12 protein-coding genes are annotated in these 14,392 nt (G+C 43.1%); 3 read left to right on the forward strand and 9 right to left on the reverse strand.

Annotated features, from left to right (window positions below; genetic code table 11):
- Positions 1-176: 176 nt before the first annotated feature.
- The 5 genes from PBT90_RS00130 to PBT90_RS00150 all read right to left on the reverse strand — a co-directional run bounded on the left by PBT90_RS00130 (position 177) and on the right by PBT90_RS00150 (position 7,452).
- Positions 177-3,347, reverse strand: a complete 3,171-nt coding sequence (locus PBT90_RS00130) for an autotransporter outer membrane beta-barrel domain-containing protein (protein WP_270130985.1) — start codon at positions 3,345-3,347, stop codon at positions 177-179.
- Positions 3,348-3,619: 272 nt separating this feature from the next.
- Positions 3,620-5,401, reverse strand: coding sequence for a transcription termination factor Rho (rho, locus tag PBT90_RS00135; RefSeq protein WP_264808332.1), 1,782 nt, complete (start codon positions 5,399-5,401; stop codon positions 3,620-3,622).
- A 206-nt stretch (positions 5,402-5,607) separates the two neighbouring features.
- Positions 5,608-6,297: a DNA repair protein RecO gene (gene recO, locus PBT90_RS00140; RefSeq protein WP_264808333.1), complete on the reverse strand. Its 690-nt coding sequence runs from the start codon at positions 6,295-6,297 to the stop codon at positions 5,608-5,610.
- Between the two features lie 236 nt (positions 6,298-6,533).
- Positions 6,534-7,118, reverse strand: coding sequence for a thymidine kinase (locus PBT90_RS00145; protein WP_264808334.1), 585 nt, complete (start codon positions 7,116-7,118; stop codon positions 6,534-6,536).
- Positions 7,119-7,125: 7 nt separating this feature from the next.
- Positions 7,126-7,452 carry a (2Fe-2S)-binding protein gene (locus PBT90_RS00150; protein ID WP_264808335.1) on the reverse strand — a complete coding sequence of 109 codons (327 nt, stop codon included), beginning with the start codon at positions 7,450-7,452 and terminating at the stop codon, positions 7,126-7,128.
- Between the two features lie 33 nt (positions 7,453-7,485).
- On the opposite strand from PBT90_RS00150, the gene PBT90_RS00155 reads away from it, so the two are divergent.
- From PBT90_RS00155 to PBT90_RS00165, 3 genes are all read left to right on the forward strand, one after another.
- A complete protein-coding gene (locus PBT90_RS00155; protein WP_264808336.1) occupies positions 7,486-8,595 on the forward strand; it encodes a hypothetical protein in 1,110 nt (369 codons plus the stop codon).
- A 224-nt stretch (positions 8,596-8,819) separates the two neighbouring features.
- Entirely contained in the window at positions 8,820-9,380 is a 561-nt protein-coding gene (locus tag PBT90_RS00160; protein ID WP_264808337.1) for a Pycsar system effector family protein, read from the forward strand.
- Between the two features lie 15 nt (positions 9,381-9,395).
- Entirely contained in the window at positions 9,396-9,971 is a 576-nt protein-coding gene (locus tag PBT90_RS00165; RefSeq protein ID WP_264808338.1) for an HD domain-containing protein, read from the forward strand.
- Here the strand turns inward: PBT90_RS00165 and rodA are convergent.
- Genes rodA through mreC form a run of 4 tightly spaced genes read right to left on the reverse strand, consistent with a single transcriptional unit; the run spans position 9,968 to position 14,391 of the window.
- Positions 9,968-11,242, reverse strand: coding sequence for a rod shape-determining protein RodA (rodA, locus tag PBT90_RS00170; protein ID WP_264808339.1), 1,275 nt, complete (start codon positions 11,240-11,242; stop codon positions 9,968-9,970). The genes PBT90_RS00165 and rodA overlap by 4 nt on opposite strands.
- The gene (gene mrdA, locus PBT90_RS00175; RefSeq protein ID WP_264808340.1) at positions 11,242-13,044 is read right to left on the reverse strand and encodes a penicillin-binding protein 2; all 1,803 of its coding nucleotides are present in this window, start codon (positions 13,042-13,044) and stop codon (positions 11,242-11,244) included. The genes rodA and mrdA overlap by 1 nt, the downstream gene beginning before the upstream one ends.
- Positions 13,044-13,565 (reverse strand): rod shape-determining protein MreD, encoded by a 522-nt coding sequence (locus PBT90_RS00180; RefSeq protein ID WP_264808341.1) that lies wholly within the window; start codon positions 13,563-13,565, stop codon positions 13,044-13,046. Before PBT90_RS00180 ends, mrdA begins: the two co-directional genes overlap by 1 nt.
- Complete coding sequence (mreC, locus tag PBT90_RS00185) at positions 13,555-14,391, reverse strand: rod shape-determining protein MreC (RefSeq protein ID WP_270130993.1); 837 nt, start codon at positions 14,389-14,391, stop codon at positions 13,555-13,557. The genes PBT90_RS00180 and mreC overlap by 11 nt, the downstream gene beginning before the upstream one ends.
- Position 14,392: the final 1 nt, after the last annotated feature.

The raw sequence follows: 14,392 nt of genomic DNA on the forward strand, positions 1-14,392 counted from the left end.
TTGCTGTAAAATTGGTATAAAGTTTTGATTTACATCAATTTTTGGGCTATGATTTTCCTCTTAAATGAAAATTAATCGCGCAAATGTAGGGATAGTATTGGAAGAACTAATACCTGCTAAGAAATAGATTTTTTTAGAGGGATTACTGCTCAAAGGAAGCGGCTTGATCTTGGTTTTTAATGCCTGAGCAACTTGAGTTGCTGTGCATGACTGCCCCATCTGATATCAAGAATGTAGAGACCTTTATTCTTTTGGCGTATCCAATTGGTGACTGTCTCCGAAACTTCTTTCGGGGAGTTAAGTCGGAGGGTTTGGCCTTCACCAAGCATATTAGCTAATCTTAAGGTAATAGGCTCTTCGTGATATTGATCAATTTGGGTGAGTTCCACAGCAATTTCTGAGCCTGTACTACTAGGATTAGGGTAGGCTGTCCAAGCGGTACCACTTTCCTCAGGCTCAACTTGAATAGCTTGGGTCTTGCTATAACTGTATTTGCCAGAGAAGTCCACCTGCTTCAGTCTGTAGAAGATATTTCCACCGGATTCTGGGAGCTCATTATCAGTAAATTCATATGCTACAGGTATATCAGAATATCCTGTTCCTTCCACCTGACCTATGGTTTCCCATTCTTTCACTGAATTTACCGCCCGCTCAATCTCAAAATGAGAGTTTTCCCATTCCTTGGCTGTGGACCAGTCGAGTATGGCAGAGCGGTCTTGGGCTTGGAAGGTGGCGTTGAAGGAGAGAAATTGGACGGGGAGGATGCGGCAGCCACCGTAGTAGGCGGGAGATGCGTCAATGGAAATCCCACTACTTGAAGCATCAGGATATGAGCCACTAATGGAGCCTGCTGGTAATCTTTGATCACAAATTACTAGTTGGCCAGTTCCTCCAACACTTACGTTTCCGCCGCTTTTTGTAAGATTGCTTGTTATTAAAATATCCGCATTCTCATTTACAGTAAATTGTGCTCCACCTACATTTGGAAGGTTAACATTTCCATCAAAAGTTACATAGGCATTGGCATTCATTCTAATTGGACTTTCAACAGAAGTATTACCTCCCACATAAAAAATCACATCATCATTGATCACAAGTTCACTCGCTACATTAGGTAATCTAAGATTGCCTTCTAAAGTGATTTGAGCATTACCAGATACATACATGGGTTTATTGAGCGTTGTGTTGCCTCCTACAGTTAAATCTACATTATCATCTATGGTAAAGGAATTGTCTCCGTTATTTTCCATTAGTAGATTGCATGAGATATTAATAATACCATTTTCTGTTGCAGAAATGTTTTTACTCACTGAAGCACTTCCTGTTACATCCAAGAGGCCATCTCCTTTAACCTGAATTCTAATTGGTGTTCCTCCGCCATTGTTTCCCACAATTAATGTGTTTTTACATTCAGTCCCAGGAGGATTAAACATTGTTCCAGTTTTAAACTCACCTTCAATAATTAATTGAGAAGTTCCGCTTTGTAAATTAGCAACATCTAAAACCTGAAAGTAGGTATTGGATCCGACTTCCAAAGGGCGTATGCTTGCTCCTCCATCATTTGGAAAATCCAAATTTCTTACGATTACAGAAGTAGAGGGGCTAGAATTTCCAGGATTTGTTAAATAAAAATAACTGTTTCTAGATAGAGACATCGTTCCTAGAACTGTTAGTTCGGCATTATCATTAACCGATACAGTTACATCTCCATTGTCTGTGGTAAATGATAGGTTGTTATTGAAGGTAGAAATTCCATTTAATACAATAGTTCCATTCATTGTAGTTGAATTGGCAACAATTAATCGACCTACATTAGAGTTTGAAAAGCTCATACCTGAATTATTGGTATTAAAGCTTAAGTTGGTCAAGTTCATCGTCCCATTGTTGATCACTGAACTATTACCATTTACATTTAAATCACCGGTGTGAGAATTATTATTAATATAAGAGCCTGTACCTGAAATAGTCACTGGCCTTGTGATGGATCCATTATTCACAAATGAACCATCATTAATAGTAACTACTCCGCCTGTTTGACTTCCTCCGCTAGCAATCGAAAAGTTTGTGTTTGGGTGGTTCATAGTCACATTTCCTGATTGAACACCCGAATTATTATAACTTCCGATATTGTTAAGAGTAATTGAATTGGAAGAGTTTCCGGAGTTAGTGAAGGTGGAAGAGTTATTGACAATCACTTGTCCAGATTGGGTGCCATTATTCGTGAAAACTGAGGAATTGTTTAAAGTTACTTGTCCGGACTGGGTTCCTGAGTTGAAATAGGTCGAGTTCGTGGATACTATGACCGAATTAGAAACGGTTCCTTGATTGGAAGCTGACCCATTTTGAATGTTGAGTGTTCCGTAGTTGTTGTATTGGCCACCTGAAAATACATTAAAGGAGCTCAGGGTATTGTTTAAAGTCAAATCGCCTTGTACAGTGCCATACACATTTACAATGATCTTATTAGAAGTATTATAATTGGTAAAGAATCCTGAAAATGTAACTCCAGATGCGACGCAGATAGTTAGATCGCTTCTGTTTTGAAGATCTAAAGCATTGTTTCGGTTACCTCTAATGCAAATAGTTGAACCATTTTGGATTGTTCCAGTTATCGTGTTTCCATTTACAACAACATCACATCCTGCGGGTCCACATCCAGCGTTTGCATTTAAGAATTTACATATTTCAGAACCGTCACTATCAGAAGTCCAGGAAATGTTCCCTGAGCTGCCTGCAACTCCAGAGACGGTAGTCGGACAAAGGTCAGTTGCATCTCCAGTCCATCCTGTAATATTTACTCCTCCAGAGCCAATTGTAAAATCTGCCTCACCTATCACGATTTCTGAATTTGGCCCTTGTAAATTTATTTCAACCCCATTAAGGGTAAAATCATTTCGTGTTTCTTCCCGTGAATCCATTATTAAGCTGCCACCTTCTTCCACACAAATGGTTACATCTCGAAGTTCTGTGATATAAACCATGCTTAGCGAAGATCCACTTCCGATTACAATACAACCTCCTTGAATACTAAATCCTGGATTGTTGCCTTGATTTCCTCTGTCTAAACTCAATTTTGCTCCATTTGCCAAGACAACTCCACCTATTCTTAGATCATTTTCCTCCCAATGATAAATAGCATTTGGGCCATCAAAGCGTAGGATAGAGTAGCCGTTATTAATTTTTCCTGATGGTGTCCAGTCCGAATTACCATTTATAACTGTTCCTGAACCCTTACTAATGTAGGTTTTATCACTAGAACAGCCAACACACTGCCCCCACACGTCTCCACCCCAGAAAATCTGGGCAAAACAAAAACTCAGAAATACGAAAAGAATTCGATTCTTCATCAAAGGACTAATTAGGAAACTTAGGGCTTAGGTTTGCCCAATGGGTTAGGGATTAAGCTATTATGCGTTCTGCAAAAGTAAATAAGGTTTTGCTATCTTCAACAATGTACAGCTAAAAATGTTTTTTAAATCCTATATAAGTGTTTTCATTTATTTTCTAATAGGCTAGAATGTAATTCAACTTATCAGTGGGATAGGCAGGTTTATAAAACAAATGCCCTTCCGATTTGTCACAATCAGAAGGGCATTCAAATATTTAGACTTTGGATTTTCTACCCGTTCATAGAAATCAAAAACTCCGCATTGTCTCTGGTTCCTTTCATTCGCTGTAGCAAGAACTCCATGGACTCCTGAGAGTTCATATCGCTCATCAGCTTACGAAGGATCCACACGCGCTGCATCTCTTCCTTGTCCATCAGTAGATCCTCGCGGCGGGTACCGGAGTTGAGTACGTCGATAGATGGATAGATTCTTCTGTTTGCCAACTTACGGTCCAGTGCCAGTTCCATGTTACCGGTTCCTTTGAATTCTTCAAAGATCACCTCGTCCATTTTCGAACCTGTCTCTACCAATGCAGTGGCGATGATAGTCAGTGATCCACCATGCTCTACATTTCTGGCTGCACCGAAGAAGCGCTTCGGCTTATGAAGTGCATTGGCATCTACACCGCCGGAAAGTATCTTTCCTGAGCTAGGTACTACGGTATTGTGAGCTCTGGCAAGTCTGGTGATGGAGTCCAATAGGATCACTACATCATGTCCTACTTCCACCATACGCTTGGCTTTCTCCAGCACGATGTTGGAAACCTTCACATGCCGATCTGCCGTCTCATCAAATGTGGAGGATATCACCTCTGCATTTACGGATCTGGCCATATCAGTCACCTCCTCCGGTCGTTCGTCGATCAGTAGGATCATCAGGTGAACCTCAGGGTGGTTTTTGGTGATGGCATTGGCGATCTGCTGCAGCAAAACAGTTTTACCAGTCTTTGGCTGGGCTACGATCATACCCCTTTGACCTTTACCTATGGGAGCAAAAAGATCCAATACACGGGTAGAAAACTTGTCCGGAGTGGTAGATAGGTTTAATCTTTCTTCCGGGAAAAGAGGGGTAAGGTATTCAAATGGAACCCGGTCTCTGATTTCGTCAGTAGTTTTGCCGTTTACAGTTCCTATTTTTAAGAGGGCAAAGTATTTTTCACCTTCTTTTGGAGGTCTGATAGAGCCTTTGATATGATCACCGGTTTTCAGCCCAAAAAGCTTGACCTGACTTGGAGAAACGTAAATATCGTCTGGTGAAGCCAGGTAGTTGTAATCTAGGGATCTGAGGAATCCGTACCCTTCCTGCATCATTTCCAGTACGCCTTCATTTTCGATTACCCCGTCAAATTCGCGTGGATTCACGCCATTTCTTTTTCTGTTGGGATGGGAAACGGTTTCTGCCGCCGGGGCCATGACCTCGTCCTGAGACTTGAAATTGCGTCTTTTTGGCAATTCTACTTCCTGCTCCTGTTTTGCAGGCTTTGTGCCCGGATTGGAGGATTCGTCCTTGGTATCGGCAGTATTTTGAGTTTCTTCGATGACCTTTCTCCTCGGTCTGAACGTTTTTGGTTCCTCAGAAGCTGCTGCTTCTGCTGGAGCTTTACGCTCTGCTTTGGCAGGAGCTGCCTCCTTTCGGGATGGACGCGCTGGTTTACTTTCCTTTGGGGATGGTTCAGCCGCCTTTTTGTCCTCTGGCTTGGATGTTTCTGCAGTTTCTGGAACTGCCGTTACATTTTGTCTTTTGAATTTAGGCTTGAATTCTGGCTCCTCTTTGGGATTTGCCTGAGGGGAACTTGGTTTTCCTTCGGCTTCCTTTGGTTTGGGAGGGGTAGCTTCTGTAGCTGAAGGTTTCTTTTTAGGGAGGGCTTTCTCGGGGGTGATGGCCTGCTGATCCAGGATGGCATAGACGAGTTCGTCTTTCTTGAGAGATTTGTGGTTCTTGACACCAAGCTCCTCTGCGATTTCCTTCAGTTCAGATAATAATCTGACTCTGAGTTCTTCTATGTTGTACATAAAGAGGGTATGAAATAAATAAAATGTAGTGTATACAGATTTTGGGATCGTGGATGATTTTCTGAGCAAAAAAGATCTGCAGGAAATACTTCAAGTCAAAGTGGGCTGACTTGCTCATTCACGGTGATGTCACAATATTAAGTCTTGTGTTTGGATAAACCAAATAATTATTTTCTGAGTTGTGTTTTTTGGCAAATATGTGCCTCTTAATTGCTGATTTGTCGTAAGATAGCCAGAGATTTCCAGTTTCCCGGATTATCCAAATGCTGACTGTAGAAATCCAATAGATGGTCCAAAAGCTTTTGTCTTAAACCCTTTCCGATTTTTAGTTGGTTAGAAAATGAATCTTTCATCAAGGCTTCCAGGTAGACTTCGGCTTGTAGGAGCTCAGACTTGCTGAATGGTTGAGAACGGCTTTCAGCCAAAAAACCAAGTGCTTTCTCAGGGGCAAATCCCAAGTATCGTGCATTTTCTATCAGGAAAATCAGGGGAAATTGAGCCATGGAAACCTCCTTGCTGTCTAAATGTATGACGCAGTTTTGCAGAAAGTCAAATAGATTTTCGTTTTGGTAGTTTTCATAAATGGATTTGCTCGTCACCTCTGTCATAAACAGGGCGATGCCGGTTCGGGTGACGTCAAAAGGGATTAGCTGGTTTGCTTGGAGCAGTCTGGCTTCGGAAACCCGCTGCAACCCTCCATTGTCTTTGTCATACACCACCATATCCAGCAAGGTCAAGGGCTGGTACAAAGCTATTTTTGATCTGTTTCCCTGGCTACGAACTCCATTGACCAAATAGGATTTCAATCCAAGCTCCCGTGTGAAAATCTTCACGATGATGCTGGTTTCCTTGTATTTGATGGAACTGAGTACTATTCCCTGGGTTTTTTTGAGCATGTGTGTTTTAGAATCGAGAACCAAGAATGGAGAACCAAGAACTAAGAATCAAGAGTCAAGAACCAAGAAACAAGAACTAAGAAACAAGAACTAAGAATCGAGAACCAAGAATCGAGAACCGAGATTTTCAGTTTCAAGTTTCAAGTATTAAATATCAAGACATCGGGCAGCGGTATTTTGGCATTGTAGGGAAACAAGGTCCAACTGTGACTGAATTCTGAGACTGCCAACTGAATTTATTTTTTGTCTTCATAAAAACACTTTCGGCAACGTGCTTCATAGCTTTCTTTTTCTCCTAATACGACTTTTTCTTTTGCATCAGAAAGCCGAAACGAAAATGCTGCCAAGTCACCGCATTTCATGCAAATGGCATTTACCTTAGTCACAAATTCAGCGATGGCCATGAGCTTGGGCATAGGCTCAAAAGGATTCCCCTCAAAATCCATATCCAAACCGGCAAGAATGACTCTTTTGCCCTGCAGGGCCAATTTTTTAGCGACCTCGACTACCTGTTCATCAAAGAACTGCACCTCATCTATACCTACCACATCGCATTCCCCAGTTAACAATAGGATGTCGTCCGCAAAATTGACCGGAGTGGAGCGTATCGATGTCTCATTGTGCGAGACCACGTCGTTTTCATCATAGCGCTTGTCGATGGCTGGCTTGAAGATTTCCACTTTCTGCCTGGCAATACGGGCACGGTTGAGTCTACGGATCAGTTCTTCAGTTTTGCCCGAAAACATGGATCCACAGATCACCTCGATTTGTCCCTTTTTGCCGGCTGATTTTTGCAGTCCAATGGAAGGTTCTAAAAACATACCCTGTCTATTCGCTATATTTTACATGTGGAAACTTATTGTATTGCCCCACGCGAACGATGATTTCGCCTGTATGGAGCTCCGCTTGACAGGCCAGGCGCTCACCGGCTTTCAATCTTCCGGAGGCCAAGAAATCAAGTTCAGGCTTGCTGGGAGGGGAGAGGTTTTCTGCCCCGGACCTGAGAATGATCTTGCAGGTAGTGCAACGTCCTTTTTTACCGCAAGCATGCATCCAATCGGTGCCGTTTTCATGAATTAATTCGATAACTTTACGATTGACATGCGTAGAATTAATCCTCAGATTAAATAGATTTTCTATGACGATTTGAGGCATTTGTTCGTTGACTTTTGTAAAAACCACTCTTCAATGACAATTCAAATTAACAGCAATTATTTAGAAAATTACGCCCAAGATTATGCCACTACGGTCTGCGATCAGTTTTTCGCTGCTCGACAATACATGACCGGGCAGGATATAGTCCAGTTGACCAATAGCACCCAAGTCAATTTCTTTATCATTAAGCGCCTTTTTGAACTTTGGCAGGAGGAACTGGCCAAACTGAAAAGCAATCCCTACTTTGATTATAGGGATGTGTCAGTGCATGAGGCGCTTACGCAGTTTATGAATGTGCTTTCCAAACGGATCAAAGTAGAGCGGGAACACCTGCAGCCGCTGCTGGAGATCGCCGTGCAGCAAGCCATAGTTTTAGCTACCGATCCGGTAGGGTTTTATCAAAATGAAGTCAGAAAAGCACCCGAAAACCAGATCAATGAATATTTAAAGGAAAATAAGAAATATTATAAATGGCATTCCCAGGCTATTACTTTTCTGATAGACAAAGCCGGTTTTGGACATGATGAGGGAGCATATATCCGCGCTATTGCTGCAAACTACCAAGCTATTGAGGATTCTATGGAATCGGTGAATCTGTTAGTTGCCACGCTGGGAGAGGTGAAGCCTTTTGATTTGGATACGTACTTCCAAAGCGAATCACCGGCTGAAAACTCCCCTTCTCCAGCTCCGGAGCCAAGTGAAGAAGAGAATAAAAGTTCATTTTTTGACCAAATGGAAAATGAACCGGAACCGGTAACTGAAAGGGTTCAAGAACCTGCAAAACCCCTAGAAGAGCAGCCTAAGCCGAAGCCAGTAATACCTGTTTATACAGGTAATGGAGGCTTAGATCCGGATGAGTTGAGGGCTAAATTTGAGACACTTTCTTACAAGGGCATGAAAGGAATTATGGGAGAGTTGGGAGAAAACGTAGCAATTAACCAGCGCTTTATGTTTACCAAGGAGCTTTTCGATGGCAATGCGGATTTACTCAGACATGCCCTGAAATCCATAGATCAATGCGGTTCCTTTGATGAAGCCATAGGTCTGGTCAATAGCAGGTATGTCTCTGAGTTGGATTGGTCTCCCAATACCGAGCCGGTTCAGGAGTTTCTGCTGCTGGTCTACCGTAAGTTTGAGGTTTAAGGGTTAAACCGCTGAGGTCCTAGAAGGTGCTGCTTTGCCACTGTGAGTATCACCGCTCAGGGCTGTAGATCCACGGTTCCAACTTTATTGGCGAAGCTTTGGTCCTTACAGGGATCAGGAATGCTTCTTTTTTGACATCAAAAGCTTTCAATCTATAGGAATTGCTTAAATCTGCGGTTATCTTGGATTAGTGTGCATATTTTCAAAATCAGTAGATCGCTCCGATGCGTAAGAAACTTCAAGATATTAAAGACCTTCCACCATTTGATGCCGGTATAGATTCAGTAGATAATTATTGGTATTTGATCATGTACCTACGGGACCTGATCAAAGCCTCTGAAATCAAAGCCGGTCTGGTTTTGTCCTTTTATGGACTGCTGATGAATGTCTTTTTTCAGTTCTATGAACACCTGATCGAGCTGGCAATCAATGACTATCTGACCTATGGTTTCATGGGGTTATGGTTTCTCTTCAGTGTGATTTCGATTTATTTTAGTTTTCGCTGTTTTATGCCACAGATCGAAACCAATTATGACAAAAGTGTCTTTTTCTTCGGAGATATAATATCCTCCTATGGGCCGATCAAAGAATACGTAAAAGAGCTGGAGGAGGTAAATACCCAGCGGCGTCCGCTTTTTGATCAGCTGGGAGAGCAAGTCTATATTAATGCGAAAATCACCGCGGCGAAATTCAAAAACGTCAACCTCTCGGTAAGGTATTTAGCTTATAACATCGGGCTGGTATTTGTATTTATCCTTTACTATGCGATTAAAACAGCCTTTTAATTAATCCCTAATTGTATGCAAGGATACCTCAGATTACGCAAGCAAGTTTTAGAAGACCTGAAACGCCATTTGCCTGAGGAGCTGGCCTATCACGGCCTGGAGCATACCTTGGATGTACTTCATGTCTGCAATCAATACATCAAAAGAGAAAAATTACCCGCAGAGGATCGTTACCTGCTTAGGATTGGGGCGATAGTACATGATATGGGATTCCTGAAAGGCCCAACAAACCATGAGGAGGTAGGGTCTGAAATGGCTGCTAAACTCATGAGACAATTGGGTTTCTCAGCAGATATCATTACCAGGGTGAAAGGTTTGGTTATGGCTACTAAAATCCCACAGTCTCCAGCAAACCACCTTCAAAGGATCATTTGTGATGCAGACTTGGATTACCTGGGCAGGAAAGACTATCCTGAAATCAGCCAAAAACTTTTGGTCGAGTTGAAAAACATGAATGTGATCAGCACTCAAAAGCAGTGGAAGGAATTACAGATTAACTTTTTGAGCAAGCATAGATTTCACACTGATTTTGCGCAGCAATATAGAGAACCGCAGAAGCAGATCTGGCTCCAAAAGCTCTTGGATTCCTAGCCCATTCTGCCGAGTTGAAGCGCTCGGGAGCTATCCATTTTGATGAAAATAAAGAGTAAAATCGTAAATGACCAGAGTGAGGATCCCCCATAGCTAAAAAACGGGAGGGGAATACCTACCACCGGAAATAGGCCTATGGTCATGGCGATATTGATCATGAAGTGAAACATCAAAATCGAAACCACACAATACCCGTAGATCCTCGAGAATCGATTTTTTTGCCGCTCGGCCATGATCACCAAGCGGGTGAGTAAGGTGACAAATAGAGCGATAACCACCAGACTGCCCAGCCAACCAAACTCCTCTCCAAGGGTGCAAAAAATAAAATCGGTATGCTGCTCCGGCACAAAATCAAATTTAGTCTGGGTGCCCTGCAGGTAGCCTTTACCGGCCAATCCACCCGAGCCAATGGCGATTTTGGACTGGGTGACATTCCAGCCAACTCCAAGTGGATCCAGGTCTGGATTGAACAAAACCATTATTCGGTTTTGCTGATGTACCGGGAGCTTAGATACTACGAAGTCCAGACTGTAGATGAATGCGATCAACCCGATGCCTATAGCAGTAAAAGCGATGATTCGCTGCGGTGTTTTTTTGCCTATGGCAATTAAAATCCCGACAATTACCACAACAGCAGCGACCAGGTAAAGGTTGTTTTCTATTCCCAATGCCAGTAGGACCAGGGCAATCAGCCCGATTCCCAGTATGTAATACTTCTGTGGAAGCCCTTCTCTGTAAAACATGATCAGCATGGAGAAATAAACCATGGCTGTACCGGTATCCGGTTGCAGAATAATTAATACCACTGGCAGCAATAGCACTGCGAATGCCCGGAGTTGGAAATTGGGCTTGGATAGGTCGAATGTGGGCCTTTCCATAAATTTTGCTAGAGCAAGCGCCGTGGCAAATTTGGCAAATTCCCCGGGCTGAATACGGAAGGAACCTACGCCTATGGATAGTACTTGTCCGTTTACCTCTTTGCCCACAAAGGGCGTAATGACCAAAAGAATCAGGAAGAAAATATACAGGGGGATGGCGAGGTTTTCAAAAAGCCTATAATCAGCGGCCATGATGACTATTATCAGGGCTATAGCAGTTCCTATCCAAACGAGTTGCTTACCTGAGTTGATAGAAAAGTCAAAAATGCTCTTGTCTACCTGGCCATCATAGACTGCCGCATAGATGTTGAACCAGCCGATCAGCACTAGTGCAAAATAGATCAAAACGGTGACCCAGTCCACCCGGTTGATATTGATATCGGCCTCTCTCATTAGTAGATGAAATTTCCGGCTATTACATATTCTTCCAGTTCGGGTCTGGAGATACTGTCTCTGAGGTATTTTTCTATCATCAGAGATGCGGTACTCGCAGCAGCTCTACCGCCCCAGCCTGCATTTTCCACATATACCGCGATGGCGATTTTTGGATCTTCTTTAGGTGCAAAGGCTATAAATACGGAGTGGTCTTCCCCGTGTGGATTTTGGGCAGTTCCTGTTTTTCCAGCTACTTCTATATCCTTGATGATAGCACGCTGAGCCGTACCGTATAGTGCCTCAGCCATGGCGTTCTGCACCATATTAAAGTGATGAGCATCCACACCCACTTCGTGCTTGATCTGGTATTCTGCTGGGATTTTACTTTTGTCTCCGTCAATGGCACGTATCAAATGAGGGGTATAATAATAGCCTTTATTGGCAAAAATCGCTGCCAAATTGGCCATTTGAAGTGGGGTGACCAAAAGCTCTCCCTGACCTATGGATAAGGAATAAATGGTGGAATATTTCCAACGGCCATTTCCATAATAATGATCATAGTATGCACTATTTGGAACCAGTCCTTTTTTCTCATTGGGCATATCCACACCCAATTCTCCACCTAGTCCGAATTTCAGTACCTTTTCACGCCAGGCGTTTAGGCCAATTTCAGTATCCTTATAGGTGTTGCTGGACACCTCTTGATTGATAATCCGGCGAAATGCCTGATGGTAATAGGGATTGCAGGAGTTTCGTATAGCTCCGAATAGGTTGACCGGAGATGGGTGGTTATGGCACGCTACTAGGGATCTGTTACATGCATAAGTAGTTTCTGGCGTCAAAATCCCTTCCTGAAGTCCAATGAGACTTTGGACAATCTTGAAGATGGATCCAGGAGGATAAGTCGCCATGATCGGGCGGTTGAACAGGGGCTTGGTCTCCAGGGCATTCAGGGCGGTGTAATTTTTTCCAAAATCTGAACCGGTAAGACTATTTGGGTCATAGAATGGGGCGGAGATCATGGAGAGTATTTCTCCTGTTTTTGGCTCTATGGCTACCACGGAACCGGTTTTGCCCATCATCAGCTTTTCACCGTATTGTTGCAGGTCCATGTCTATGGAGGAGTTTACATTATGGCCGGCTACGGATGCCGTGTCATATTCTCCATCTTTAAAGGGGCCTTTATCTACACCCCGTACATTGACCATTTTGTATTTCACTCCTTTTTCGCCTCTCAGCTGATCCTCATAGAAGCGTTCCATTCCGCTCAGGCCTACGTAGTCACCTTGGACATAATAATCAGAACTGTCGCGCTCCAGCTGTCTACTGCTGATTTCTCCTATGTACCCCAGGGCATGGGCGGCCACAGGTTCTGGATAGGAACGTACGGATCTGGTCATGATAAACAGGCCCGGGTAATCGATCAAAAAGTCTTGAATTCTGGCAAATTCATTGGTAGAAATCTGCTTGATAAAAGTGGAGGGTTTTACCGAGGAATATTTACGCGCTGCATCATAAGAAGCAATCAATTCCTCTTTAGAAATCTTAAATAGTTCCAAAAACCTAGTCGTGTCGCCAACTTCAAATTCCTTAGGTACGATCATTAGATCAAATATAGGATTGTTGTACACCAGCAATTTTCCGTTACGGTCATAGACCAGCCCGCGATAGGGGTGATCTACCACGCGCTGTATGGCATTACGCTCAGCTCTTTTCATAAAGCTGTCGTCCATTACCTGGATCATAAATAGCTTGGTCAATAGCACCAAACCTACCAAGAAAATGAAAATGATTATTGCTACGGGTCTTTGGTCGTTCATCAGATTCCTCTCCTACGTTTGAAGAACAGTAGTTGTACAATAATAGCCAAAATGACTGTAAATATCGAGGAGAAAAAGCTTTTGTTCAGCACGCCAAATAATCCTCCAGTGCCCCACTGATCCGCAATAAAAAAGACCAATGAAAAAGCAAATACCAGGGGAAAAGAATAGCTTAGGTACCAGCCTATCCCCATTTCGGTCATGGTAGGTTTACTGGAATCATCATATCCGCCGGTAGGACTGATGGCCTTCAGCCAGTGGGGGCGTAGAAATCCCAAAAAGGTAGCTGCGGCTGCGTGCAAACCTAAGGTATCATAAAATACATCCACGCCCAGTCCCAACAGAAAGCTCACCAATATCAGGGGGAAGCTTTGGATTCCTATAGGAAGGCTTAAGATTCCAAGCAAATAGATGAAGCAAAATGCCACGCCGAAAAGTGCCAGATTTTTCAGCAATAAAACCTGAATAATGACTAGGCAAAGTATGATGAAAATATATGAAATCAGATTTCTAAAATTCATTGATTATTTCTGATTGCTGATATAAGGAGTCGAGTTCTTCCACTTGGTTGTTTTCTACCAGGTATACGTAGTTTGCTTTGCTAAAATCTGTGCTGAGATTTATCAGAATGTCCAGGTAGTTCGGGTCACTGCCCTGCTCCACCTCAGCGATGATTCCTATTTGTATACCTTCGGGAAAGACTGCGTTGAATCCTGAAGTCACTACCGTGTCCCCGGGATGAGCCTGTACATGGCGGGGCACATATAACATCTTGGCCTGACTGGAGTTTTTTCCGTCCCAGTTTACCGACCCAAAGACCTCATTCGATTTGATCTTAGACGAAACCAAAAGTCCAGTATTCAATAGCGATATGCCCACGGCATAGTTTGCGGAGACAGATTTGACCCGGCCTACCACTCCGGATTCATTGAAGATCCCCATTCCCGCTTTTACGCCATCATTGGAGCCTTTATTCAAGGTGAGGTGATTCTGCGCAAAACGAATAGAATTGCTAATAATCCGGGCACCTTTGAAATCATATTGCGCAGCTAGCACAGAATCCAAGGGGATAAAGCTGCTATCTGGAGACACATTGAGCGACTTTAGCTGTTCCATCAGTTGGGCATTTTCTCCCAGCAAGGCGTCATTGGCCTCTGCCAGAGAGAAGAAATCCACAATGTCCGATCGGGTCTTGAGTACTGACCCGGTGACCGCATTGGAACTATTGAAGAAAGCTGCACCCTGAGGTGAATTATTGGAAACAATCAAGCTGATCGCCAATACTTCAAGTAAAACAAATAGAAGAAAAGACCTTAGGCTATAAAGGAATTGGAGGATGCGTAGCATT

Origin of the sequence: Algoriphagus sp. TR-M9 (genome assembly GCF_027594545.1) — a bacterium.
GTDB classification, from domain to species: Bacteria; Bacteroidota; Bacteroidia; order Cytophagales; family Cyclobacteriaceae; genus Algoriphagus; species Algoriphagus halophytocola.

Excerpts from the sequence above, each read along its gene's own strand:
- PBT90_RS00130 (WP_270130985.1), bottom strand. The coding sequence starts at position 3,347 with ATGAAGAATCGAATTCTTTTCGTATTTCTGAGTTTTTGTTTTGCCCAG.
- rho (WP_264808332.1), bottom strand. The coding sequence starts at position 5,401 with ATGTACAACATAGAAGAACTCAGAGTCAGATTATTATCTGAACTGAAG.
- recO (WP_264808333.1), bottom strand. The coding sequence starts at position 6,297 with ATGCTCAAAAAAACCCAGGGAATAGTACTCAGTTCCATCAAATACAAG.
- PBT90_RS00145 (WP_264808334.1), bottom strand. The coding sequence starts at position 7,118 with ATGTTTTTAGAACCTTCCATTGGACTGCAAAAATCAGCCGGCAAAAAG.
- PBT90_RS00150 (WP_264808335.1), bottom strand. The coding sequence starts at position 7,452 with ATGCCTCAAATCGTCATAGAAAATCTATTTAATCTGAGGATTAATTCT.
- PBT90_RS00155 (WP_264808336.1), top strand. The coding sequence starts at position 7,486 with ATGACAATTCAAATTAACAGCAATTATTTAGAAAATTACGCCCAAGAT.
- PBT90_RS00160 (WP_264808337.1), top strand. The coding sequence starts at position 8,820 with ATGCGTAAGAAACTTCAAGATATTAAAGACCTTCCACCATTTGATGCC.
- PBT90_RS00165 (WP_264808338.1), top strand. The coding sequence starts at position 9,396 with ATGCAAGGATACCTCAGATTACGCAAGCAAGTTTTAGAAGACCTGAAA.
- rodA (WP_264808339.1), bottom strand. The coding sequence starts at position 11,242 with ATGAGAGAGGCCGATATCAATATCAACCGGGTGGACTGGGTCACCGTT.
- mrdA (WP_264808340.1), bottom strand. The coding sequence starts at position 13,044 with ATGAACGACCAAAGACCCGTAGCAATAATCATTTTCATTTTCTTGGTA.
- PBT90_RS00180 (WP_264808341.1), bottom strand. The coding sequence starts at position 13,565 with ATGAATTTTAGAAATCTGATTTCATATATTTTCATCATACTTTGCCTA.
- mreC (WP_270130993.1), bottom strand. The coding sequence starts at position 14,391 with ATGCTACGCATCCTCCAATTCCTTTATAGCCTAAGGTCTTTTCTTCTA.